This window comes from Flavonifractor sp. An82 (genome assembly GCF_002159265.1).
In the GTDB taxonomy this organism is placed as follows: domain Bacteria; phylum Bacillota; class Clostridia; order Oscillospirales; family Oscillospiraceae; genus Flavonifractor.
Genome location: NZ_NFHG01000006.1, coordinates 100,405 through 121,730, shown reverse-complemented (window position 1 = coordinate 121,730; position 21,326 = coordinate 100,405). Strand labels below are relative to the sequence as shown.

The 21,326-nt window shown below is 58.3% G+C and carries 18 protein-coding genes; 5 read left to right on the top strand and 13 right to left on the bottom strand.

Translation table 11 applies throughout. The features are described from left to right. Positions 1–32 precede the first annotated feature (32 nt). Complete coding sequence (locus tag B5G34_RS08640; protein WP_087336132.1) at positions 33–1,328, bottom strand: L-serine ammonia-lyase, iron-sulfur-dependent, subunit alpha; 1,296 nt, start codon at positions 1,326–1,328, stop codon at positions 33–35. A gap of 238 nt (positions 1,329–1,566) precedes the next feature. Here B5G34_RS08640 and B5G34_RS08635 point away from each other — a divergent pair, with 238 nt between their 5' ends. The 5 genes from B5G34_RS08635 (at position 1,567) to B5G34_RS08615 (ending at position 7,133) form a co-directional block, all read left to right on the top strand. Beyond that, positions 1,567–3,651 carry a sigma 54-interacting transcriptional regulator gene (locus tag B5G34_RS08635; RefSeq protein ID WP_087336131.1) on the top strand — a complete coding sequence of 695 codons (2,085 nt, stop codon included), beginning with the start codon at positions 1,567–1,569 and terminating at the stop codon, positions 3,649–3,651. 274 nt (positions 3,652–3,925) lie between these two features. After that, positions 3,926–5,095, top strand: coding sequence for a PatB family C-S lyase (locus B5G34_RS08630; RefSeq protein ID WP_087336129.1), 1,170 nt, complete (start codon positions 3,926–3,928; stop codon positions 5,093–5,095). Positions 5,096–5,174: 79 nt separating this feature from the next. Beyond that, complete coding sequence (locus tag B5G34_RS08625) at positions 5,175–6,398, top strand: dicarboxylate/amino acid:cation symporter (protein ID WP_087336127.1); 1,224 nt, start codon at positions 5,175–5,177, stop codon at positions 6,396–6,398. An 89-nt stretch (positions 6,399–6,487) separates the two neighbouring features. Further along, entirely contained in the window at positions 6,488–6,856 is a 369-nt protein-coding gene (locus tag B5G34_RS08620) for a RidA family protein (protein WP_087336125.1), read from the top strand. A gap of 19 nt (positions 6,857–6,875) precedes the next feature. Further along, on the top strand, positions 6,876–7,133 hold the full coding sequence (locus B5G34_RS08615; protein ID WP_087336123.1) for a glutaredoxin: 258 nt from the start codon (positions 6,876–6,878) through the stop codon (positions 7,131–7,133). A 93-nt stretch (positions 7,134–7,226) separates the two neighbouring features. Here B5G34_RS08615 and B5G34_RS08610 read toward each other — a convergent pair whose 3' ends face one another. The 12 genes from B5G34_RS08610 to B5G34_RS08555 form a co-directional block, all read right to left on the bottom strand. Continuing rightward, the gene (locus B5G34_RS08610) at positions 7,227–9,269 is read right to left on the bottom strand and encodes a DUF4157 domain-containing protein (protein ID WP_204245929.1); all 2,043 of its coding nucleotides are present in this window, start codon (positions 9,267–9,269) and stop codon (positions 7,227–7,229) included. Between the two features lie 17 nt (positions 9,270–9,286). Then, positions 9,287–10,135: a GNAT family N-acetyltransferase gene (locus tag B5G34_RS08605; RefSeq protein WP_087336118.1), complete on the bottom strand. Its 849-nt coding sequence runs from the start codon at positions 10,133–10,135 to the stop codon at positions 9,287–9,289. Between the two features lie 163 nt (positions 10,136–10,298). Next, complete coding sequence (locus B5G34_RS08600; RefSeq protein ID WP_087336116.1) at positions 10,299–10,709, bottom strand: ATP-binding protein; 411 nt, start codon at positions 10,707–10,709, stop codon at positions 10,299–10,301. A 5-nt stretch (positions 10,710–10,714) separates the two neighbouring features. Continuing rightward, positions 10,715–12,304: a PP2C family protein-serine/threonine phosphatase gene (locus B5G34_RS08595; RefSeq protein WP_162609454.1), complete on the bottom strand. Its 1,590-nt coding sequence runs from the start codon at positions 12,302–12,304 to the stop codon at positions 10,715–10,717. 68 nt (positions 12,305–12,372) lie between these two features. Next, positions 12,373–13,179, bottom strand: coding sequence for a GNAT family N-acetyltransferase (locus tag B5G34_RS08590; RefSeq protein WP_087336113.1), 807 nt, complete (start codon positions 13,177–13,179; stop codon positions 12,373–12,375). A gap of 123 nt (positions 13,180–13,302) precedes the next feature. Then, the gene (locus tag B5G34_RS08585) at positions 13,303–15,054 is read right to left on the bottom strand and encodes an MATE family efflux transporter (protein ID WP_275532292.1); all 1,752 of its coding nucleotides are present in this window, start codon (positions 15,052–15,054) and stop codon (positions 13,303–13,305) included. Further along, on the bottom strand, positions 15,051–15,917 hold the full coding sequence (locus tag B5G34_RS08580; protein ID WP_087336109.1) for a phosphatidylglycerol lysyltransferase domain-containing protein: 867 nt from the start codon (positions 15,915–15,917) through the stop codon (positions 15,051–15,053). Before B5G34_RS08580 ends, B5G34_RS08585 begins: the two co-directional genes overlap by 4 nt. A 14-nt stretch (positions 15,918–15,931) precedes the next feature. Then, the gene (locus tag B5G34_RS08575) at positions 15,932–16,231 is read right to left on the bottom strand and encodes an STAS domain-containing protein (RefSeq protein WP_087336108.1); all 300 of its coding nucleotides are present in this window, start codon (positions 16,229–16,231) and stop codon (positions 15,932–15,934) included. A gap of 71 nt (positions 16,232–16,302) precedes the next feature. Then, on the bottom strand, positions 16,303–16,713 hold the full coding sequence (locus tag B5G34_RS08570; RefSeq protein ID WP_087336106.1) for an ATP-binding protein: 411 nt from the start codon (positions 16,711–16,713) through the stop codon (positions 16,303–16,305). A 5-nt stretch (positions 16,714–16,718) separates the two neighbouring features. Then, a complete protein-coding gene (locus B5G34_RS08565; RefSeq protein WP_162609452.1) occupies positions 16,719–18,710 on the bottom strand; it encodes a SpoIIE family protein phosphatase in 1,992 nt (663 codons plus the stop codon). Between the two features lie 55 nt (positions 18,711–18,765). After that, the gene (locus B5G34_RS19395) at positions 18,766–20,913 is read right to left on the bottom strand and encodes an ATP-binding protein (protein WP_087336102.1); all 2,148 of its coding nucleotides are present in this window, start codon (positions 20,911–20,913) and stop codon (positions 18,766–18,768) included. Positions 20,914–20,936: 23 nt separating this feature from the next. Beyond that, positions 20,937–21,323, bottom strand: a complete 387-nt coding sequence (locus tag B5G34_RS08555) for a DUF4280 domain-containing protein (RefSeq protein WP_087336100.1) — start codon at positions 21,321–21,323, stop codon at positions 20,937–20,939. Between the last annotated feature and the right edge of the window lie 3 nt (positions 21,324–21,326).

Below are 21,326 nucleotides of genomic sequence, written 5' to 3'. Positions count from 1 at the left end.
GCCCCCGCTGTCCGCGGGGGCCGCCTTTGGGCTCAGCCGTTCTGATCCTTGTCCATCATGATGCTTAGAATGGTCTTATCGGTCTGGACCATGCCGGGGGTGCTGACCAGGCCCATGTTCCGGATGGCCTGCTCCGGGGTAGCCGCGCAGATACCGTCGCTGGCGCTGACCACCACGCCGCCCACCGCCAGATAGGCGCTCATGATAGCGGCGCTGGTGGCGGTGGCCAGCTTGAGGGCACAGCCGATCTTGCCGCCGTCACAGATCATGCCGGTGAGGTTGCCGCTCATGTTGATGATGGCGGCCCCGATCTGGGCGTCGGTGCCCCCCAGCAGCCACACCATGGCGGCGCTGGCAGCGGCGGCGGCGGACACGCCGCAGCCGCAGGTGGCGCTCAGCTTGCCGGTGAAGAGCTTGATGTAGACGTTGAGCATATGGGAGAAGGCCAGGGCCTTTTCTGTGGCCTCCCGGCTCGCTCCCAGGTGCTTGGCCAGCTCCACCACAGGGATGATGGCGGTGATGCCGTGGTTGCCGCTGCCCGCGCTGCTCATCACCGCGTAGGGGCAGCCGGACATACGGCCCTCGGCGCTGGAGGCCACCCGCACCATGGTGTTGGTCATCAGGCTGCTGCCCAGAATATCGGTGCCCAGCTGATTTTTCAGGGTGTCGGCAATGCCGATGCCCAGCCGATTCTCCAGACCGTAGTCGGACAGGGCCTCGTTCATCTCCGCCCCCTCCAGCATGAAGGCCAGCTCCTCTTCGCTGGCGCTGTCCACCAGCTCCCGGATCTGGGCCACCGTCATGGACTTCAGCTTCTCATGGAGGGCGTCCTCGCTGTCCACGCTGTACTCCTTTTCAAAGAGCACCTCATTGTTGGCGCTGGTGTAGACGATATTGGAGTGGGTGCCCCGGATGGTGCTGATACCGATGCCCCGGGTGGTGATGATCTCGGCATGGGCGTACAGCTGGGTCTCCTCCTCGGCGATGGAGACAATGACCTGCTTGTCCTCCACCAGCCGGGTGGCCTCCTTGCTGACGATGCTGTTGATCTCCTCCAGCAGCTGCAGGCCCTTCTCCGGATTGCCCAGGCAGGCGCCCAGGGCGGCGGCATATTTCAGGCCTACCCGGTTAAAGCCGGGGATACCCACCGACATGCCGTTTTTATAGATGCCGGGGTTGACCTCCATCTTGATGGACACCACCTGGCCGCCGATGGCGTGGTAGGCATCCGCCGCACACAGGGCCACGCACACAGGCTCGGTGCAGCCCAGGGCGGGGACCACCTCCTGGCGGAGCAGCGTGAGCATTTCTTCCTTTGTCAACTGCATAATGACCTCTCCTTTTTATGGATGACCTGCCAAACTGGTCACCGTTTTCTTCATCCCCGTATATGAGCAAGCGCCATGCCAATTTATTTGGCATCCTTTGGAGCCCCCATAACCGGAAAATTCAAATTTATTATGCCTGCTTCTGGAAAATTTGACTTGACGAATTGGTTTTTTGGGGGCATTATACTATTAAATTGGTCAAACAACAGGTTAACTGGTCAAAAAGGGGGGACCTTCCATGAAGAAAGAGATCGCCGTGATCTCCCTGGATACGCTGGCCGGGCAATTTTACGCCCAGCAGGTCCGGGACTTGTTCGGGGACCGGGTATCGGTGGACGCCTACAGCGTGCGGGACGAGTCTGTGACCCATATGGTCCGGCGCTATGCCCTTTACATGATCTCCACCGACGCCTTTGACACGGTGGGCGACCTTCATCAGTATGTCCCCATCGACGGTGAGATGATGGAGGTCCAGGTGACCTTCCGCTGGTCGGTGATCCGTCAGCTCCAGGCTCTGCCCCCGGGCAAGCGGGCCCTTTTCGTCAACCTGAGCCAGAAAATGTGCCGGGAGGCGGTCACCCGCCTCAATCAGCTGGGGGTGAACCAGCTGGTAATGGACCTGTATCACCCCGGCGCGCCGGTGCCGGATATGTCCCGGTATGACTACGTCATCACCCCCATGGAGTCCCGCTATGTGCCGGAGGGGGCCCGGGAAATCATCGACATCGGCCAGCGGGTGTGCACCAGCTCCACCATGATTGAAGCCGCCCTGCGGCTGGGCTTTGAGGATTTGCTGGAGTCGGAGGCCTTCAAGCAATATCAGGAGAGTGTAGCCACCAACACCTACAGCTTTGACCGGATCTTCTCCCGGGGACTGCGGCTGGAGAGTCAGTTCGATATGCTGATGGAGATCCTGGACGAGGGCCTGGTGGGCGTCAACGAGCACGGAGAAGTATTTGCCTGCAACCGAAAGATGGAGGAGCTCACCGGCATCCCCCGTATGGACGCCCTCCAGCAGCCCGCCAACCAGATCTATCCCTTCATTCCCTTCGAGACCTGTCTGAAAGAGGAGCGGGCCCAGCCCGCCCGGGTGGTCAACGTGGGCGGAGTGAACATGAATGTGACGGTGGCCCCCGTGCTGCGCAGCGGCAGCTGCATCGGTGCCTTCGCCACGGTGCAGCGCTTCTCCGACGCGGAAAATCGGCAGAACGAGCTGCGCACCCAGCTGCTCCACAAGGGGCACCGTGCCAAGTACACCTTTGCCGACGTGCGGGGCAATTCTCCCGCCCTGATGCGCTGCATGACCATGCTGAAGAAGATGTCCCAGACCCAGCTGCCCATCCTGCTCATCGGCGAGACCGGCACCGGCAAGGAGCTGTTTGCCCATTCCATCCACAACGCCTCTCCCCGCTCCTCCAGCCCCTTTGTGGCCATCAACTGTGCCGCCATGCCGGAAAACCTGCTGGAGAGTGAGCTGTTCGGCTACGAGGAGGGTGCCTTTACCGGCGCCCGCAAGGGCGGTAAGCCCGGCCTGTTTGAATTCGCCCACAAGGGCACCCTGTTTCTGGATGAGGTGGAGGGCATGAGCACCGCCCTCCAGTGCAAGCTGCTGCGGGTCCTCCAGGAGCGGGAAATCATGCGTGTGGGAGGCAACCGTATCATCTCCGTGGATGTACGTATTGTGGCCGCCACCAACGAAGATCTGGAACAGCGGGTGGAGGAGGGCAGCTTCCGCCGGGACCTCTACTACCGCCTGAACACCCTTCCCGTCCTGATCCCGCCTCTGCGGGAGCGGGGTCAGGATCTGCTGACGCTCATCGACCAGTTCCGCAGCGACAGCGGGGCTTCCTTCACCCTCTCCCCCGAGGTCAGGCAGCTTCTGCTCACCCACCAGTGGCGGGGCAACATCCGTGAGCTGCGCAATGTGGTGGAGTACTTCAGCTATGTGGGCAGCCCGGTCATCACGCCCCAGGACCTGCCTCCCACGTTCCACTACCTCCCTGTGGCCGACAGCAGCCGCGCCACTTCCTCCGCCCCGTCTCTGCCCGGCCTTACCTATTTAAAAGAGTATCCCCCGGAGGATCAGGAATTTGTGCTCCTCCAGCTCTACCAGGCCGATCAGAGCGGCTCCAACGCAGGACGGGAGAGCCTGTTGAAGGCGGCCAAAGAGTCCGGACTATCCTGCTCCCAGCAGGAAATCCGCCGCATCCTCCAGAGTCTGGATCAGCAGGGCCTGGTCCATGTGACCCGGGGCCGGGGCGGAACCGGCCTGACCTCCAACGGGCGGCTTCTGGCCCAGAAGCTGTCCCACACATCTGAATAATCAAAAACAGGTTTTTGGGGTAACCATTTTATAAAATAGGTCGCCCTATAACCATTTTAAAAAAGAACTCCATTGGAGCCCGGCAGATCATACCGGGTTCCAATGGAGTTCTTGCATAAATAGAATCTCTAAAACTTAGATAATATAAACAAAATACGGCTTTATGAAAGAAAATATACCATGTGCAGGCCAATCAGGCATGGCGCTTGCTTTTAAACAGGGGCGTTGAGAGGCAATACAAAAGCAAGCCAAACGGAAAGGATGGTATGTGCATATGAAGTACAACTTTGACGTCGTCGTGGATCGCAGCGGCAACTGCGCGGCCAAATATGACGAGCGGATCAAAAAATTCGGCACTGACCAGGTGATCCCCCTGTGGATTGCCGACATGGACTTCAAAACCGCCCAGCCTGTGATCGACGCCCTGACTGCGCGGGCTCAGGAGGGCATCTGGGGCTACACCAGCCGCCCGGCCAGCTACTTTGAGGCGGTACGGGGCTGGCAGAAGCGCCGCAACAACTGGGAGATCGACCCCGCCCTCATGAGCTACAGCCTGGGTGTGGTCCAGTCCATCAGCGCCATGGTCAAGCTCTTCACGCCCGAGGGGGGCAGCGTGCTTATCCAGACCCCGGTGTACTCCGAGTTCTACGATATGACGGAGGCCTGGAACCGGAAGGTGCTGGAGAACCAGTTTGTGGAGCGGGACGGCAAATGGGAGATGGACTGGGCGGATTTTGAGGAAAAGCTCACCCAGGCCGACCTGTTTCTGCTGTGCAATCCCCATAATCCTCTGGGTATCGTGTGGACTCCGGAGGAGCTGCGCCGGATGGCGGAGCTGTGCATGAAGCATCATGTGGTCCTTTTCTCCGATGAGATCCACTCCGACCTCATCTTCCACGGCAAGCGGCACACCCCGGTGGCCACCCTCTCCCCGGAAATCGCTCAGTATGTGGTGACCGGCATCTCGGGCACCAAGACCTTCAATCTGGCGGGTCTCCAGGCCTCCACCGTGGTCTTCCCCAACGCCCACATGAAGGAGGTCTTTGACCGCTATTGGATGAACATGGACATCCACCGCAACAACGCCTTCTCCCTCACCGCCATGGAGGCCGCTTTCAACCACGGTGAAGAGTGGCTGGAGCAGCTGCTCCCTTATCTGTCCGCCAATTTTGACTATGTGGTGGACTACTGCAAGACCCGCATCCCCAAGATCAAGACCTATGCCCCCGACGCCACCTACCTGATGTGGCTGGACTGCCGGGAGCTGGGGCTGGATAACGACGCCCTTCACGACTTCATGATCCACAAGGCCGGCCTGGGCCTCAACGACGGCTGCTCCTTCTGCCGCAGCCTGGACGGCTTCATGCGGCTCAACGCCGCCTGCCCCCGCAGCGTACTGGAGCAGGCCCTGGGCCAGCTGGAGCGCGCTGTCAACGCACTGTAACCCTCCCCTCTTCCAAAACGTCCTACTGAAATAGAGAAAAGGAGATCGTGTTATGTCTACTGTTTAAAAAAAGCAGTCCCTGTGGCAGCAATACCGCCTGCCCATCCTGCTGCTGGCGGGCATCGCCATCGGCTCCATCATCGGCGTGGTGAACCCGACGCTGGGTCAGGGTCTGAAGCCTATTGGCCAGATCTTTCTCAACCTGATGTTCACCATTGTGGTACCTCTGGTGTTCATCTCCATCGCCTCCGCAGTGGGCGGCATGGCCAATATGAAGCGGCTGGGTAAGATCCTGGGAGGCACCATCGGCTGCTTCCTCATTACCGGCGCAGTGGCCGGCATCTGCGTTCTGCTCTGGGTCAACCTGTTCAGCCCCTCTGCCGGCACCAGCATCGCTATGACCACCACCGAAATGGGTGAGATGCAGAGCGCCAGCGACATGATTGTAGGCGCCCTGACGGTGGATGATTTCTCCAAGCTGCTGAGCAAGAGCAACATGCTGCCCCTGATCATCTTTGCCATCATTTTCGGCTTCTGCGTAGCGGCCTGCGGCGGCGAGGACAGCCCCATGGGCAAGCTGCTCAACAACCTCAACAGCATCATCATGAAGTTCGTCAGCGTCATCATGATCATCGCCCCCATCGGCCTGGGCGCCTATTTCGCCAACCTGGTGGCTGAGTACGGCCCCGAGATCATCGGCGACTACGGCCGGTCCATGGTGGTATACTATCCTCTCTGCCTGCTCTATGTGGTGATCTTCTTCCCCCTCTACGCCTTCTTCGCCGGCGGTACCCAGGGCGTCAAGCGGATGGTCAAGCACATCCTCACCCCAGCCGTTACCGCCTTTGCCACCCAGAGCTCCGCCGCCACCCTGCCTGTCAATAAGGAAGCCTGCGCCAAGATCGGCGTTCCCGAGGATATCAGCGACATCGTGCTGCCCATGGGCTGCACCATGCACATGGACGGCTCCGTCCTCAGCTCCATCACCAAGATCGCCTTCCTCTTCGGTGTGTTCCAGATGCCCTTCACCGGCGTTGGAACCTACGCTATGGCCATTCTGGTGGCCATTCTCTCCGCCTTCGTGCTCTCCGGTGCTCCCGGCGGCGGCCTGGTGGGCGAGATGCTCATCGTCAGCATGTTCGGCTTCCCCGCCGAGGCCTTCCCCCTCATCGCCACCCTGGGCTTCCTCTTCGACCCCGCCGCCACCTGCCTGAACGCCTCCGGCGACACCATTGCTTCCATGATGGTAGCCCGCATCGTGGAGGGCAAGGACTGGCTGAAGAAGGCCCGCAGCAGCACTTGACAGAACACCCCCTATCCTATATCTTAGACAGAAGCATTCCCTCCCCGGAATGCGGCTGATCACACAAACGATTCTCTGGAGGTATTTTTATGAAGATCATTGTTACCGACCGCGCCCCCGGCGCCATCGGCCCCTACTCTCAGGGCTACGAGACCGCTTCCCAGGTCATTACTTCCGGCCAGCTTCCTGTGGACCCCGCCACCGGCACCATGCCCGAGGGGATCAGTGCTCAGGCCGAGATGAGCTGCAAGAATGTGGGCGCCATCCTGGAGGCTGCCGGCGTGGGCTTTGACCGGGTGGTCAAGACCACCTGCTTCCTGGCCAACATGGAGGACTTTGCCGCCTTTAACGAGGTCTATGCTCAGTACTTCGTGTCCAAGCCCGCCCGCAGCTGCGTGGCGGTCAAGGACCTGCCCAAGGGCGCGCTGTGCGAGATCGAGGCCATTGCGGAAAAATAATCTTTAAGCGAGGTAGCATATGAAAGTCACACTGATCGGCAGTCATCTCTGCCCCGACACCCTCTACGCCATCAATGAACTTGCCGCCCGGAAGGTGGAGATCGAGTTCAAAAATCTGTCCGCCTGCCTGGCAGATCTAAAGACCTATCTGGCCCTGCGGGACAGCAGCCCGCTCTTTGAGGGCCCCAAGGCAAACGGCTCCATCGGCATCCCCTGCTTCATTCTGGAGGACGGTACCACCACGCTGGAGCTGGATGACGTTCTGGCCCGGCTTTGAGCCATTCCGGCGGTCTTTTGCATCAAAAAAGCAGACACCCTGTGGGTGTCTGCTTTTTTTACTGGCATTCCGTATTCTCTTTCTGATCGTCTGTCACTTCCAGAACTTCCACCAGGATTTTTTCTTGGGGGGGCTTGTAACGCTCATGTCCACATCCTCATCCCCGATGATGGGCCCCATTGGCCCACTGTCCAGGAGCCTCATATAGGACGGGTCGAGGAACGCCTGCTGCGGCGCTCCGGACACATTGCCCACCCCAGGGAGCATATCCTTTGCTTCCTCGTCCTCCAGATCATCATGAATGCCCAGCCCGCTGTAAATATCGTCTCCTCCAGATGCGCCGGGGGCTCGGGGCATCAACTCTTCCAGCTCTGCGGCATCCTCATCAAAGATGCTTCGCATACTGCCCGAGAAGGTCTGGTTCTCCACATCCCGGTAAGCGGCCTGAGCCTCCCGCCGGGGGCCTATGGCGGGGTTAAAGAAGCATTGCATATCTTCAAAGGTGGTCTCCGCGTCCTGGGCGGGTGTTTTAGGCTCCGTGAAGATCCTCTTCACGCCCTCATAGCCGGGCATCTGCGCTTCGTAGGCCGCCTTCTCCGGGTCGAACATCCGCTTCATGCCAGTATAGTTCGGTGGCGCTTCCGCGGGCCTGGGGTCCTTGAAGATTCGTGTCAGTCCCTCATACTCGGGCTGCCGCGCCTCTGCGGCGGCCCTGCTCTCATTGAACATCTCCCGCATGCCGACGGTAGAGGGCGCCGAACCATCAGCCGCTTTGGCCGCCCGTTCGGCCCGTTTGGCATCCACTGCCGGCCCCCGCTGGGGCACCCGGGTCCCGTCCGGCCTGCGGGGCGCCGCCTCCGACATGCGCCCCGGGAAGAGATTCACATGATTTCCCTTCAATTTCTTCTGCAGCCCGGCAGACATGATCTTGAGCTTTTGGGCTTCCTCCGGAGAGCTTTGTGACGTTGGTTCGATCAGCAAAGGATTCAGACCCCGCAGGAACACCTCGTTGGTGACCATGCTTTCCAGATGTTCATCACTCATATCCGAACCGCCCTTACGCATACCTCCAAAAAACGAGTCCACCGCTGCCACGGTGGGGGCCGACCGCAAGGCATGGTCGGACATTGCCTGGAACTGGGCATCCACCAATCCGGGTGCCAGCTGGAATTCGGTCTTACCGTCTACCTCCTGTTGGCTCACGGTGCTTCCTTTGGCTGCGGCCACCGCCTGGTCTCCGGCCTGTTTCAGCTCCCCCTTCAGGAAGGACGACAGATTTTGGTGATGCATCTGATTGACGCGGAACATGCCGGCGTCGCGGTTGCTTATGTCCAGATTGGGATTGTCGGAAGCCAGGACTCCCTTGGCATAGTCCGCACCCACCAGTTTCCCCATATCCGTCCGGATCTCTTCTGAAGAACTGCCGGTATGGGCCGCCACTCTTTGCATATAGGCCGGATCATGCATGCTGTCCAGCATCTGAGAGATGGCCACATTGTGTGTCGTGGTCCCAAGCGCGGAACCCTTCTGCGCCGCCGTACGGTTCAGCATGCTGTTGTGATACCCCGCCGTACCCGGCTGCACCGCCGTGGGATTGCTGATCTGCATCTTGTCCTTTTTCTTTTCCTCTTTGCTCTTGCCGGACTTGCACTGAGCGGGGGCAGAGGCGGCGGACATGGGAGAAATGGACATCATCTCTCCGCCGAAGCCGTTCTGGGGCCCCGCCTGGGCGGTAAGGCCGGAGGACACACGCTGGCCCATCACGTCGGCCTCGTGCTCCAGGGCGGCATTCTCCACCACCGGGAAGCCGCCTGCCACCCGGCCCTGGGCCTGCTGGACCACATGGGCCAGCTCATGGCCCAGCACATCCATGCCGGCGCGCTCATCCAGCAGGATATCGGTGCCCTGGGCCACCGCCTGGACCCCCATCTCCTCCGGGATATGCCCCCGGCTGATGCGGATATTGGAAAAGTCCGCGCCGAAACCCGGCTCAAACTTCTCCCGCAGCTGGGGGGACATGGGCTGAGGCGCTCCGGCGCCGGACAGGTGAAGCATCTCGCTCCGGGAGGGCGCCGCCTCCTGGACGGGCGGAACGGCCCGATCCGGGGCCTTGCGTTTTGTCATATAGGTCTGCATCTGACACGTCCCCCTTCTCAGAAATGGTAGACAGAACAAAATTCCGTCTCTTTCGTGGACTGGCTGCCCAAACGCAGCAGCTTCTCGCACAAAGAAAAGGCATTGCGGTCGATGGCGGAGGTCCATACCTCCGTCTCCGGCGGAAGAATGGCTTTGGCCGCCCGGATGCTGCGGGCAAGCAGGGCCGCTGTGGTACGTCCGCCCCGAAACTCCGGCAGCACATACAGACCCGCCAGATGGCACCCCTCGCCTTTTCGGTCGATGAGAAATACGCCGGACAGCTTCCCATCCACCGTACAGAAGCTGCTCAGCTCCGGCCAGGGCCGCTCCAACTCCTCCATGTGGGCAAAGCCGGGCAGTTCCCCCTTCCACAGCAGCTTCTGATAGGCCTCCCCCACCGGCCCGGGGGCCTCCTGGACACTGTATACCTCCAGGCCTGGAACGGAAGACACATTCACATCGGGGATATCCCCCAGCCGTGTGGCAAAGCCGGTGGAGACGGGCTCCGGCCGGGAGAAACCTGCCCGCTCCAGAATGCCCAGGGTCTGCCGTCCGTCTTCCAGCATGCTGTGGGAGTAAACCGCCCGCACCTGTTCGCTGCCCCGGACCCGGATCTGCCCCAGCAGCCCCCGGAGGAGGTAGGTCCCCAGGCCGCACAGCCGGGCTTCCGGGTCTACAAAGATGTACCGGAGGTAGTAATCGCCGCGGTCCCACTGGGCCAGAGCGGCGCCGCAGGCCCGGCCGTCAAACACCGCTCCCACGCACACCGTCTCTTCCTGCTCCAGCAGAGGGCGGAAATTGCCGGGAACATACTGCAAAAACGCACTGTCCGCAGGCCCAACCGTCCGCAAGGTCAGCCGTTCCATGCCCTTCCCTCCTCCCGCCGGTCCAGATTGGCCAAATCTCAGCAGAACGTTGTAACTTGATCCGGCAAGCAACTTATTTGTTGTCTATATTATACCATGTTTCCTTGTCCTGTTTTCTGCGTTCTGCCACCCTTGAGAGGCTTCTGTGCCACGTGGACCGGGTTCAGATGTTTTTCTTAATGGTGAGAATGTTCTTTCCGTCCTCATAGTTGTACTCCACTGCATCCATGCTCTTCTTGACCATCAGGATGCCCAGACCGCCGATCTCACGCTCCTCCGCTGAGAGGGTGATGTCGGCGTCCTCCTTGGCCAGCGGATTGAAGGGCTTGCCATTGTCCAGAAACTGGATGGTAATTTGGAGGGGTGAGCCTCCCACACAGCAGCGAACAGTGGCCTCGCCTACCTGCTCCGGACGGTAGGCGTAGTGGGCAATGTTGACAAAGATCTCCTCAACCGCCACATCCAACTGAAACTTCACTTTATAGGGGCAATGATACTGCTCCAGCTGCTCTCCGATAAATGCCTGGACCTGCTCCATCTGATCCAGATTGGCAGGAAAGTTTCGCTCCTCCACCTGCCTCACCCCTTCCCACCGTGATACTTGAGCCCCAGCATGGTAATATCGTCGAACTGCTCCGCCTCGCCCACAAAGCTGTCAATGTCATTCTTGATCTTGTGCAGCAGATCATCCACCGGCAGATCGGGCTGCTCATTCAGGGCGTTCTGCAGGCGGTCGTCGCCAAAGAGCTCCTGAGCTCCGTTGGTGGCCTCGGTCACGCCGTCAGTGTAGAGATAGAGGGTGTCTCCCTGGGCCAGTTCCATAACATTCTCCCGGTAGCGGAGACCCTCCATCCCCGCCAGCACGAAACCGGGCCGGGATTTGAGCCATTCAAAGCTGCCGTCCGCATGCCGCAGCAGAGGCGGGTTATGGCCGGCGTTCACATAGGTGAACTTACCGGTGCTGATCTCCAGTATGCCCATCCAGGCGGTGACAAACAGGCCCGCGTCGTTGCCTTCACACAGCTGCTCATTGGTCTGCGTGAAAACCTCCCCGGGGCAGTCCTTGTTCTGGGCGTGGTTTTTGATGAGGGTCTTGGCAATCACCATGAACAGCGCCGCAGGCACGCCCTTGCCGGACACGTCGGCAATGACCACCGCCAGATGGTCGTCGTCCACCAGGAAGAAGTCGTAGAAATCGCCGCCTACCTCCTTGGCAGGGTTCATGATGGCGTAAATATCAAATTCGGTGCGCTCGGGGAAGGCAGGGAAGATCCGGGGCAGCATATCCGCCTGGATCTGGGTGGCCACGTTCAGCTCCGCGCCAATGCGCTCCTTCTCGGCAGTCACAGAGGTCAGGTCCTGGATGTACTCATTGATCTCCAGCTCCATGGTTTTGATAGCCTCGGACAGAGCCTGGATCTCATCGCCGGTGTGGATGTTCAGCTGGGAGATAGCCGAGCGCTCCCCACTTTCACTGTCCGCAGCAGTACGGCGCACGCCGGTAGTGGCACCTCTGCCCTCGCTGGTCCGCCGGTCAGACACATACTGCAGAGCGGCCCGGGCCACCTGGTTGATGGGATTGACTACAAATCGGTTGACCAGTAGTACCAGAATGACACAAGCGGCAATCATAGCCAGAAGGACAGCGAGCAATACCGCCCGCAAAAATTCCATGCGATCGGCCATGACATCGTCCATGGAAATATCCACACTCATCATCGCATATCCTTCGCCCTGATCATCGTACATCCATACAAGGGCAGAACACAGCCATCCGTATTCAGTCTCGCTGATGTATACCAGATTTTCTCCGACCTTAACGGAAATGTACGCCGGTTCTATCTCCGCAAATTCTACTTCAGAGTCGCTGTCCATGATATCATAGATCGCATCTCCAATTTCTACATCTCCACCGTTCTGCGGAACCAGAATATACAGATACTGCGCCGCATCGTTTGCCTCAATCAATTCACATAATACAGCTCTCTGTTCCTCATAATCCTCATCCTGCTCCAGTGTCTTTGCATATTTTTGGACCTTTTCAGAGTCCAACATGGAAATAGCTGTCTCCGCAAGGTCGATTGCCATCTTCTCATAATGCTCATCCATGGTACCGGCATATGTACGATAAGAGAGCACGATCGCCACAGCACCGATGATAATCGACATGCAAATAATCCCAATAATTGTCTTTGTTCTAAGCGAGAGTTTCATATGCTCCTCCCCATTTCTCCTGATTATGCCAAGCTCAATCCCATCCACCCATTTTGAAAATTCAAGTGCCCAAAACTTCCCCCATTGGGGATCTTGTCCTCATCAGATATTATGGGAAACTGAAAAATAACCTCATCTGTATTCCAGGTCGCGCAAAAAAAGGGGGTCAGTTTTTTTGCAGTTTCGGGATCCAGCGTAGTTTCCAGAATTTCCAGTACGTTTCCATTCTTTCTGCCAAATATAATATTATCGTCATCTTCATGCGCAGTCACGATCTTTGCAAATCCGCCGCAAAAACGATTTTCTGCCAAAGCATAATCCACCGCAGCCTCATCCCACCGCAAATATGGATATGCCGAAAACTTTCGGTCTCTTATCTTTGTATATGACTCAGCATCCGCTTCATGAAGCTGGAAGGACATATATGTCCCTTCCTTTAAGAATTTCTTTCTGGAAAAGAAAAATGATGCTTGAAAGCCCCGCTTACGATAATATTCTTCAGATCCGCTGATTGGAACAAATATGAAGGTCGCATTTCTCTGCTCGCAAAACCACTCCGCGTAGTTCAGCAGGTTTTCAAAAATGCCTCTCTTTCGAAATTGTGGCAATACTCCACCCGCATATCCATAATAAGCCTTCCGGCCTTCAATGAGACATGGCAGCAGATAAACTACCCCCATAACCTGTCGGTCCTCCAGCCATACCAAAGGTTCGCATGTAAAAAACCTTCGCTCCATGAAAAGGCGGATATATTCTTGGCTATCACCAAAGCAGACCTCCCATATCCGGCTAAGATCCTGGATCATCCACTTCTCTCCCTTGACTACCATGAAATCATCCCCTCACACCAACATAGGCTTAGATTCTTTAGGTCTTCTGCATACCACACACATTGATTTTTTCGTCTTCCATATATGAAAACGCCACACCACTAGCAACCATATCTTTTTAAATCATATCCGTACCAGCAGGGTGTTAAAGCCTTGGAAGTGGCGATAGTAGAACTCTTTGGCTTTTTTCTTTACCATCAATACTCCCATACTGTCCATGGCCATCTCCTCGTTATCTGCTTCTGTGATGCGGTGCGTGCGCAACGAGAAGGGGTCAAAGGCCATAGCGTTGTCCCGGATATGGAGGTCAAATACCCCCGGTTCCGACTGAAACAGCGTGATCTGCATGTAAATGTCCTGGCGGCCAGACTCCTGGGCATGGGTAAAGATAGCCTGGCTCATCTCTTCCATGGCCATGGTAACAAAGAAGGTCTGCTGCATACTAGCCCCCTGCATCCCACAGAACTCCTCGCATTCTTCCAGCAGTCCGGACAATTCCTTTGTGTCCTGCTGGAGCATACGATGAAAAATAGGAGTCTCATCCAGATCGGCCATCATGAGTTCGCCCTTCTTGATTGCCAGCATTCTCCACATTCCAATAATGATCAGAGAGAGGTATTCGTTGGCAGGGTAGACCAGCCAGAAAAAGGACAGCGGACCCATAGAGAGCGGAACGGCAAGGGCCAGATATACCGCAAAGGAGCGCAAAAAGGTAAGCACCATGGTCTGAAATTCCTTGCCAATGGACTGCCAGTAGGCGGACAGCAGCAGACTGGCACCCGCTCCAATGCCTCCCACACAATACAACCGCAGAGCCAGTGCTCCCATGGCTACCATATCCTCCGATAAGCCGAACAGCCGGGCAATTTGAGGGGCAAGAAGGGCCACCGCCGCCAGCAGCAGCAGACCCAGAATTCCCCCCCATTTTAAAGCTAGATGTAAGGTGTCGCGCTCCGCCTTTCTGTTACGCTCCCCATGAAAAGTGGCAGCCAAAGGTTGAATGGTGGCAGCCACACCATCAAAGAGGCCCACCACCAGGTAGGAGATGTTGAGTACGACGTTGAATACTGCCAGCCCGCTCTCTCCATGGCGGCTGATGAGCAGGTTGTTGATGACCAGGAAAAAGAGGAACTGCCAGATGTACTGGGATGAACTGGAAAACCCAGTACGGTAACACTGGAACATGACCTTCAAATTAGGGCGGGGCAGGCCCAGACTGAGGATATTGGGCTTTTGGAAAAAATGGGGCAGATAAATCAGCACCGCTGCTCCAACACCTACAATGGTGGAGTACACCGCGCCGTTGATTCCCATACCGAAGCCCAGCACAAAGACAAAGGACAGCGCCACATCCAGCAGATTGGACACCGCCAGTCCCACACTTGCCCGCCGCTCCCCATCATCGCACCGAAGAAAATAGTAAAACAGCATGTTTAAAAAGAACAAGGGCGTCGCAGCCAGCAAACGTACAGCATAGGCACGGGTCATTACATAGACATCCCCCTGGGAGGGGTCTGCCCCCAGCAGACGAATCAGAGGTTCTACAAAAACCTCTCCCAAAACTGCTAACACAACGCTTACCATCAAGGCCAGCAGCAGCATTTGGTGGAATACATCCACAGCCTGCTTCACTTTTCCACTGCCCATGAGCTGGGCAAAAATTACTGAACCACCTACAGCCATACCCATATGGAGTACATTGAACACCATAAAGATAGGAGACACCAAACTGATAGCGGCCAGCGCCGACTCGCCCATCACCATGCCTACGCACAGGGCATCAGCAAGGTTTGCTAATCCCAAGCACACCGAAGCAGCTACCGCCGGGAAAAAAAAACGATAAAATATTTTGGTTGTAAACGCGGATTCCTTCATACCGGAATTCCTTTCCATAAAGGAGTAATCGCCACTGGAACTGCTTGAAGCTTATTATTCTTTAGTCCGGGCAAATTCAAGTCTTCTTCCAAGTTAATCCATTTTATCTGTTCCGGAAGGCGCCGATACAGTTCCCATTTTACATAATTCACCGTAGAAGGAATCAGTGTTTTCTCGACATGAAAATCAAAGATATCCGGTGCGATCGTTTTTCCAAACGCAACCGCCTGCGGTCCTTCTTCCGTCCTGGCCAAGATTCCTTGGAATCCAAGCGCCTCAAACTCTGTCAGCCCGATCAGCGCAGCATCGCCATCCCCCGTTCTTTCGCGGAGGGCCTCCCAGCTGAATAATACATGCTTGGCTTCTTCCATATTTTCAGGGCCCAGCGGCTCGATTATCCAGTTATGACGTTCACGGGCTTTCCGAACCTTTGCCCGCAGATTTCGATAGGCCCCGCCTTGCATCTCTATCTGTGCCATCCTGTCACAGATATACTCAGAATCTCCCCAGGCCTCTTCAAAGCGGAACCGATCCGGGAACTGTTTCTGGATAAAATCCATATCCTCCTGACGTACATAATGCAAGGAGAAATCCTGGCACTCCAGGCCCATCTGAAGAAAGCGAATCTGGGCCTCCTCGCTGCCGCATGGATAAAACCATGCATTTTCTCCTCGCAGCAAGAAGCGAATAAAAAACGCATCGTCTTCCAAACAAACGGATAGTTTCAGCGCATTCTGCCAAAGATACAGCGATGTAAACGCATGAGCGCTAAGAGTATGTCCCGTTTTGGCACGGATTTCATCGATGATCGGACGGTCTTCCAGCTGAATCGGCCGGCAACGCTGCTGCATGGTATCTAACATAAACGATCCCTCGATTATGACTCAATCGTCAGAATATCTACAAAACCGGTCACCTCAAAGACTTCCATGATGGTCTCATTTACGTGGCGCACCACCATCCGCCCCTGCTTGTTCATCCGCTTCTGGGCGGACAGGATCACCCGCAATCCTGCCGACGAGAGATAGGACAGCTGCTCCATATCCAGCGTCAACTGGGTAACGCCATCCAGGGAAGCTGCCAGCTCCCCTTCCAACTGTGGTGAGGTAGTGGTGTCCAGTCGGCCTTCCAGAAACAGAGTAAGGGCGGTATGGTCCATCTTTTTTGTGATCGTCATCTCATTTTACCTCATTTCTTTGATTTGAGACAGTGCAGAATTTGCTCATTATTTCGCATATTCTGCGACTTTTAAATATTTTTTGTCAAAGTCAGGACGTTCTGTCCATCTTCATAAGTGTACTCCACCTGATCCATGGATCGCTTGACCATCAGGATCCCCAGGCCACCGATCTGCCGCTCCTCGGCTGAGAGGGTAATATCCGCGTCCTTTTTTGCCAGCGGATCAAACGGAACCCCCCGGTCAACAAACTGCACGATGATTCGCGGGGGCTCCTCCTCCACCCGGCAGCGGATCAGGGCCCACCCGGGCTGGTCCGGCGGATAGGCGTAACGGGCGATGTTCACAAAGATCTCCTCCACGGCCACATCCAGCTGTGCACGGGTCCGTTCGGAGTAGGTATGGCCCTTCAGCTGCTCCAGCACAAACATCTGCACGGATTCCAACTGATCCAGAGCCGCGGGGAAACGTTTTTCTATCATAAGCGTTATCTCCTCGTTTGCTGTCTCGATCCGCTTTGAGCGGATGAGCCTGCTGTCAACTGTCGGGTCACGGTGATCACATCCATGTCCTCCAGGGATTCAAAGACCACCCGCTGGGTATTCTGGCGGATGTAGGCCGCCGCCCGGGCCGCCGCCTCGCCCCGGGTGTACTCCAGTGGATCTCTCCCGCCCATGGAGCCTTTGATCTGGAGCAACACGGTACCGTTCTCCTCTGTCACAGCACACTGGGCCAGGAAGCGGGCATCCGGCTCAGCCTGACCGCAGCACAGTACAAACAGCTCGTCGGCCAGCACCGATGTCTCGGCGATTTGCCGGCCGGTAAAGGCATTGGCCTCCAGCTGCCCCCGGAGGAAGTCCAGCAGCAGGCGCTCTCCTTCCTGCCCTGCATTCAACACACAGTGGGCCATGGCCCTGTCCCTCCGGCGATACTCCAGGGCCAGCATGGCATAGCCGTCCACCTGTACCTGCCGGGAGTAAGCCCCAGCTGTATCCCGCACAAACTCCAGTTGCCGCTCCACCCCCAGTCCCCGGCTCTGGCTCAGGTTCAGGGTGGCCCGAAGCTGGTCCTCTGCAAAGTCCTTGCCCAATTCGTTCTTGATCTCGCCCAGGGCCCGGGTATGGAAAAACATCCGGTCGCTCTGCCGCAGTTCCAGCTCCAGCACCTGATAGACCACGTTCTCATTCTGGCCCAGGGGGGCATAGGGCGGGGCCTTCACCCACTCATACCGGTCCTGGCTGCGCATAAGTAACGGAACCTCCTGTCCGGCGTTGATGCAGGAGAACTTTCCCGTCATTCCGTCCAGCACGCCCACCAGAGCGTGGAGGACAAAGGCCCCGCTCATCTCATGCAGCTGGCTGTTGGCGGCGGTCATAGCCGCCGCCAGGGACAGGCCGGAGCGCAGCTGGCTTTTGATGGCGGTCTGGGCCATGGCGGTGTAGAGGGCCTGGGGGATCCCCTCCCCCGGCACCGCCCCAATCACCACGCACAGCCGGTCCTGATCCAGCATGAAGTAGTCGTAGAAGTCGTACTCCACCTCACGGCCCCGGCACAGCAGGCCGTGTACCTCAAACTCATAGCCCTGCTCCCGCTCCGGCAGCTCCTTGGGCAGCATGGACTGGTTAAGCTCATTGGCCAGCTGCAGCTCGATCTCCAGCTTCTGCTCCCGCACCGCCAGTTCCTTCTGTTCAAAATTGTTCAGGTCGATCTCCACCAGCATCATGCGGAAGGCATCGGACAGGGTCCGCAGCTCATCATGGCTTTTGATCTTCACCTTGGTGAAGGTGGACTTGTTCTCGCCGCCCTCATAGTCCTGGGCCGCCTTGGTCAGCAGGCGGATAGGCCGGACCAGGATACGCCGGACCACCAGCATAAAGGCCACGATCAGGGCGGCAGCCAGGCAGACCAGCAGCACCCCCATGCTCACCAGAAAACCCTGTTCCCGTGCGGCAGCCTGCCCCATGTCCCGCTCTACCACAACATAGGCCGCCACAGCGTCCCCGGTCTGGGACACAGGGGCAACGGCAAGCATCCGCCAGCCCAGGTCGGCATCCTTCCAGAAGACGGGCTCGGGCTCCTCACCCTCCTGCAGCAGCTCCAGCGCCGTATAACCCAGACCTCCGGGCATCCACTTGTCTCCCGCGGCCAGCAGGCCCTCCTCCCTCCGGTCCCCGGCGCACAGCCGGATTTCTAATCCGTCGTCCTGAGGCTGGACCACAGCCACAAAGGAAGCGACCTCCTGCGTCACCGCCTGAGACAGGATCTGCTGGAGGCGTGCGTCCCCCTCCCCGTTCTCCGGATCTGCCTGTCCGGCCAGTTCCCGGGCCAGCGTCTGGCCCTCCTGTCCGTAAAGCATCCGGGTATCCCGCAGGTAGGTGCGGTAGCTCATGAGCAGTGCGGCGGTACAGAGAATCAGGCTCATGAGCAGCACCATGAGCAGCAGCTTATTCCCCAATGTAAAGCGCGCATTGCGTTTCAATAGCGGTCCACCTCGTTTCTGCCTCTGTAAAGCCGGTTCGGAACCGGAAGGCGCTTTAACCGTCCAGCAGGTCTGCGTATTCCCGCAGTTCCTCCCGAACGACCACGATCTCATTTTTCTTCAGCTCGCCCACCGCAGCCCGCAGCAGCTGGGACATGCCGATGGGCTGATCCTCCAAAGCCGCCAGGAAGGCGGCGGAGAGGACGATATTCTTGATATGTCCGCCGGAGAGCTCAAACTTCTCCGCCAGAAAGGCCCAGTCCACATCACCGGATACCGGCGCCTTTTTGGGAATGGTGCGGCGGTAGATCTCCTCCCGCATGGCCGGGTCAGGGAATGGAAAGTGGACCACATAGGTGATCCGGCGCATAAAGGCCGCGTCGATGTTGCCGATGAGGTTGGTGGCCATGATGCACACCCTGTCGTGCTCCTCGATCTGCTGGAGCAGGTAGGCCACTTCCACGTTGGCGTTGCGGTCGTGGGCGTCCTTTACTTCGCTGCGCTTGCCGAAGATGGCGTCGCACTCGTCAAAGAAGAGGATGCAGTTGGACTTTTTGGCTTCGGTAAAAACGGCCTGAAGATTCTTCTCTGTCTCACCGATGTACTTGCTGACGATCTGGGAGATGTTGATCTTATACATCTCCATATTCAGTTCATTGGCGATGACCTGGGCGCACATGGTCTTGCCGGTACCGGGCGCGCCGGCGAAGAGGATGGACAGCCCCCGGCCGTAGGTCACTTTTTTGTCAAAGCCCCAGTCGCTGTACACCCTGTGGCGGAACTTGATGTGGCCGCAGGCGTGCTGCAGAAGCCGCTTCTGATCTGCCGGCATCACCACATCGTCCCAGTGGAAGGCGGGGCGCACCGGGGTGGCCAGATCCCCCAGCTTGTGCACCACCTGGTGGTAGCAGCACTGGTGCATCTCCCGGCTGGGAACAGCCTTTTCCCCATCCAGCCGGGCCAACCCCACCGCCTGGCGGCAGGCCAGCTCCACCTGCCGGGGGGAGAACCGGAATTTGGAGGCCAGTTCCTCCACCGTCAGGCCGTCCCCCAGCGGCGTATCCCCCAGGAAGGCCCGGAACAGGTCGATCCGCTCATCCTCGGTGGTATCAGGCAGCTCCAGTTCCACACTCAGGCGGTCCAGCCGGGCCCGGATGGGCAGCTGGGAGAGGAAAAACACCTTCTCGTGGGCGGGCTCCAGGTCCAGGATGGTCTGGAGCAGCTTCTCCTCCGGCGGCAGCAGCTTACCCTCTCCGTCCCGCCCCTCCATGTGTCCGCAGCACAGGCAGGCCCCGGTGAGCCGGGCGGCCAGCACCCCTTCCCGGGCCAGTTCCTCCGGTTTCTGACCGTCCAGGGAGAGGAACACACAGCGCTGCCCGGTGCGGGCCATCAGGTGCTCCACCTGGAAGCGCTTGCCCGAGCCCGGGCCGCCGGTGATGCAGATCACCCACTCCCCCGGCTCCTGAAACAGCAGGTCCAGCCGCCGGGCGGCCTCCTGCCCGATAACCAGGGGACCGGAGGGCGCCTCCGCCGCCCCGTCAAACAGCCGCAGGCCGGGCAGAGGGGCCACCGTGCCGGTACTCAAAAACTCCAGCACCGTGGGGCACAGCACCAGCTGGCCCGCCGCCAGCCGCTCCCGGTCAAAGAGACTGGTAAAGGTGTCCCGTCGGGAGAATCGGGACAGGTATTCCTCCATGTTGTGCTCCAGGGGGAGAAAGAGCTGCACCGCCAGGGCCGGAGAGGGCGCCTTCCGGGTGATGTCGTCCTGGAGGTAGGCAAAGAGCTTCTCATACTTCTGATCCAGCACTCCGGCATAGGCCAGGGCCACACAATCCTGCTCAAAGCGGTCCAGGCCGCACCGGCAGAAAAGCCGCAGCAGAGGAAACTCTCCCTCCGTTCGGTCCAGCCGGGCCTGAATGGCGGTACGGGAGGCCTCCAGCTGGGCGGCCTCCTCCCCACTGAGTTGGGCGGACAGACCCAGCTGGGCGGCCTTGGCCAGGTTGTGCTCAAATTCCTCCCGGCTGACCACCAGACCCATCATGTTCCGCATGTCATTTTTGGGACCCAGCCACTGATGATGCTTATAGAAATAATAGAGCCGCAGATCCAGCCAGGCAAACAGATCGTCCATCAGATCCCACTGGGTATCATAGCCCCGGCCCATCTTCTCATAGGCCACATCCCGCAGGTCGTACTCCTCCATGGCACTCCCCCCTTTCCTGTATGTCAGGGCACCTTTACCGTCTGGGCCGGGGTGACGCTCACCTGGATCACCCCTCCGTAGGCGCACATGAGCTTGCTGCTGTTATTGAGCAGCGGCCGCTTGCACACCAGCACCGTGGGGCACCCCGGCATCCAGCTTACGGTGGCGGGCACACAGGGCGCCGGCGTCAGGGCCCCCATGGCCGCCGCGGTGGCTGCCGCCACCGCCGGATTGCCCAGGTTGGAGCACATGCCGAAGGTAGGCACGTTGACCATGCCTGCTCCGTCCAGGATGGTGGCCGCCGGCATGCCGCCTATGGCGACGGTCATCTGGCTGGTGACGGTAAGGGGCGCGGGAGCCGCGCCGAAGGAACACTTGCATACGGCGGTCTGGACTGCTGGCTGTGCCATCTT

Bases quoted from the DNA above. Each gene is read 5' to 3' on its own strand.
- B5G34_RS08640 (WP_087336132.1), bottom strand. From the start codon at position 1,328: ATGCAGTTGACAAAGGAAGAAATGCTCACGCTGCTCCGCCAGGAGGTG.
- B5G34_RS08635 (WP_087336131.1), top strand. From the start codon at position 1,567: ATGAAGAAAGAGATCGCCGTGATCTCCCTGGATACGCTGGCCGGGCAA.
- B5G34_RS08630 (WP_087336129.1), top strand. From the start codon at position 3,926: ATGAAGTACAACTTTGACGTCGTCGTGGATCGCAGCGGCAACTGCGCG.
- B5G34_RS08620 (WP_087336125.1), top strand. From the start codon at position 6,488: ATGAAGATCATTGTTACCGACCGCGCCCCCGGCGCCATCGGCCCCTAC.
- B5G34_RS08615 (WP_087336123.1), top strand. From the start codon at position 6,876: ATGAAAGTCACACTGATCGGCAGTCATCTCTGCCCCGACACCCTCTAC.
- B5G34_RS08610 (WP_204245929.1), bottom strand. From the start codon at position 9,269: ATGCAGACCTATATGACAAAACGCAAGGCCCCGGATCGGGCCGTTCCG.
- B5G34_RS08605 (WP_087336118.1), bottom strand. From the start codon at position 10,135: ATGGAACGGCTGACCTTGCGGACGGTTGGGCCTGCGGACAGTGCGTTT.
- B5G34_RS08595 (WP_162609454.1), bottom strand. From the start codon at position 12,304: ATGTCGATTATCATCGGTGCTGTGGCGATCGTGCTCTCTTATCGTACA.
- B5G34_RS08590 (WP_087336113.1), bottom strand. From the start codon at position 13,179: ATGGTAGTCAAGGGAGAGAAGTGGATGATCCAGGATCTTAGCCGGATA.
- B5G34_RS08585 (WP_275532292.1), bottom strand. From the start codon at position 15,054: ATGAAGGAATCCGCGTTTACAACCAAAATATTTTATCGTTTTTTTTTC.
- B5G34_RS08580 (WP_087336109.1), bottom strand. From the start codon at position 15,917: ATGTTAGATACCATGCAGCAGCGTTGCCGGCCGATTCAGCTGGAAGAC.
- B5G34_RS08575 (WP_087336108.1), bottom strand. From the start codon at position 16,231: ATGACGATCACAAAAAAGATGGACCATACCGCCCTTACTCTGTTTCTG.
- B5G34_RS08570 (WP_087336106.1), bottom strand. From the start codon at position 16,713: ATGATAGAAAAACGTTTCCCCGCGGCTCTGGATCAGTTGGAATCCGTG.
- B5G34_RS19395 (WP_087336102.1), bottom strand. From the start codon at position 20,913: ATGGAGGAGTACGACCTGCGGGATGTGGCCTATGAGAAGATGGGCCGG.
- B5G34_RS08555 (WP_087336100.1), bottom strand. From the start codon at position 21,323: ATGGCACAGCCAGCAGTCCAGACCGCCGTATGCAAGTGTTCCTTCGGC.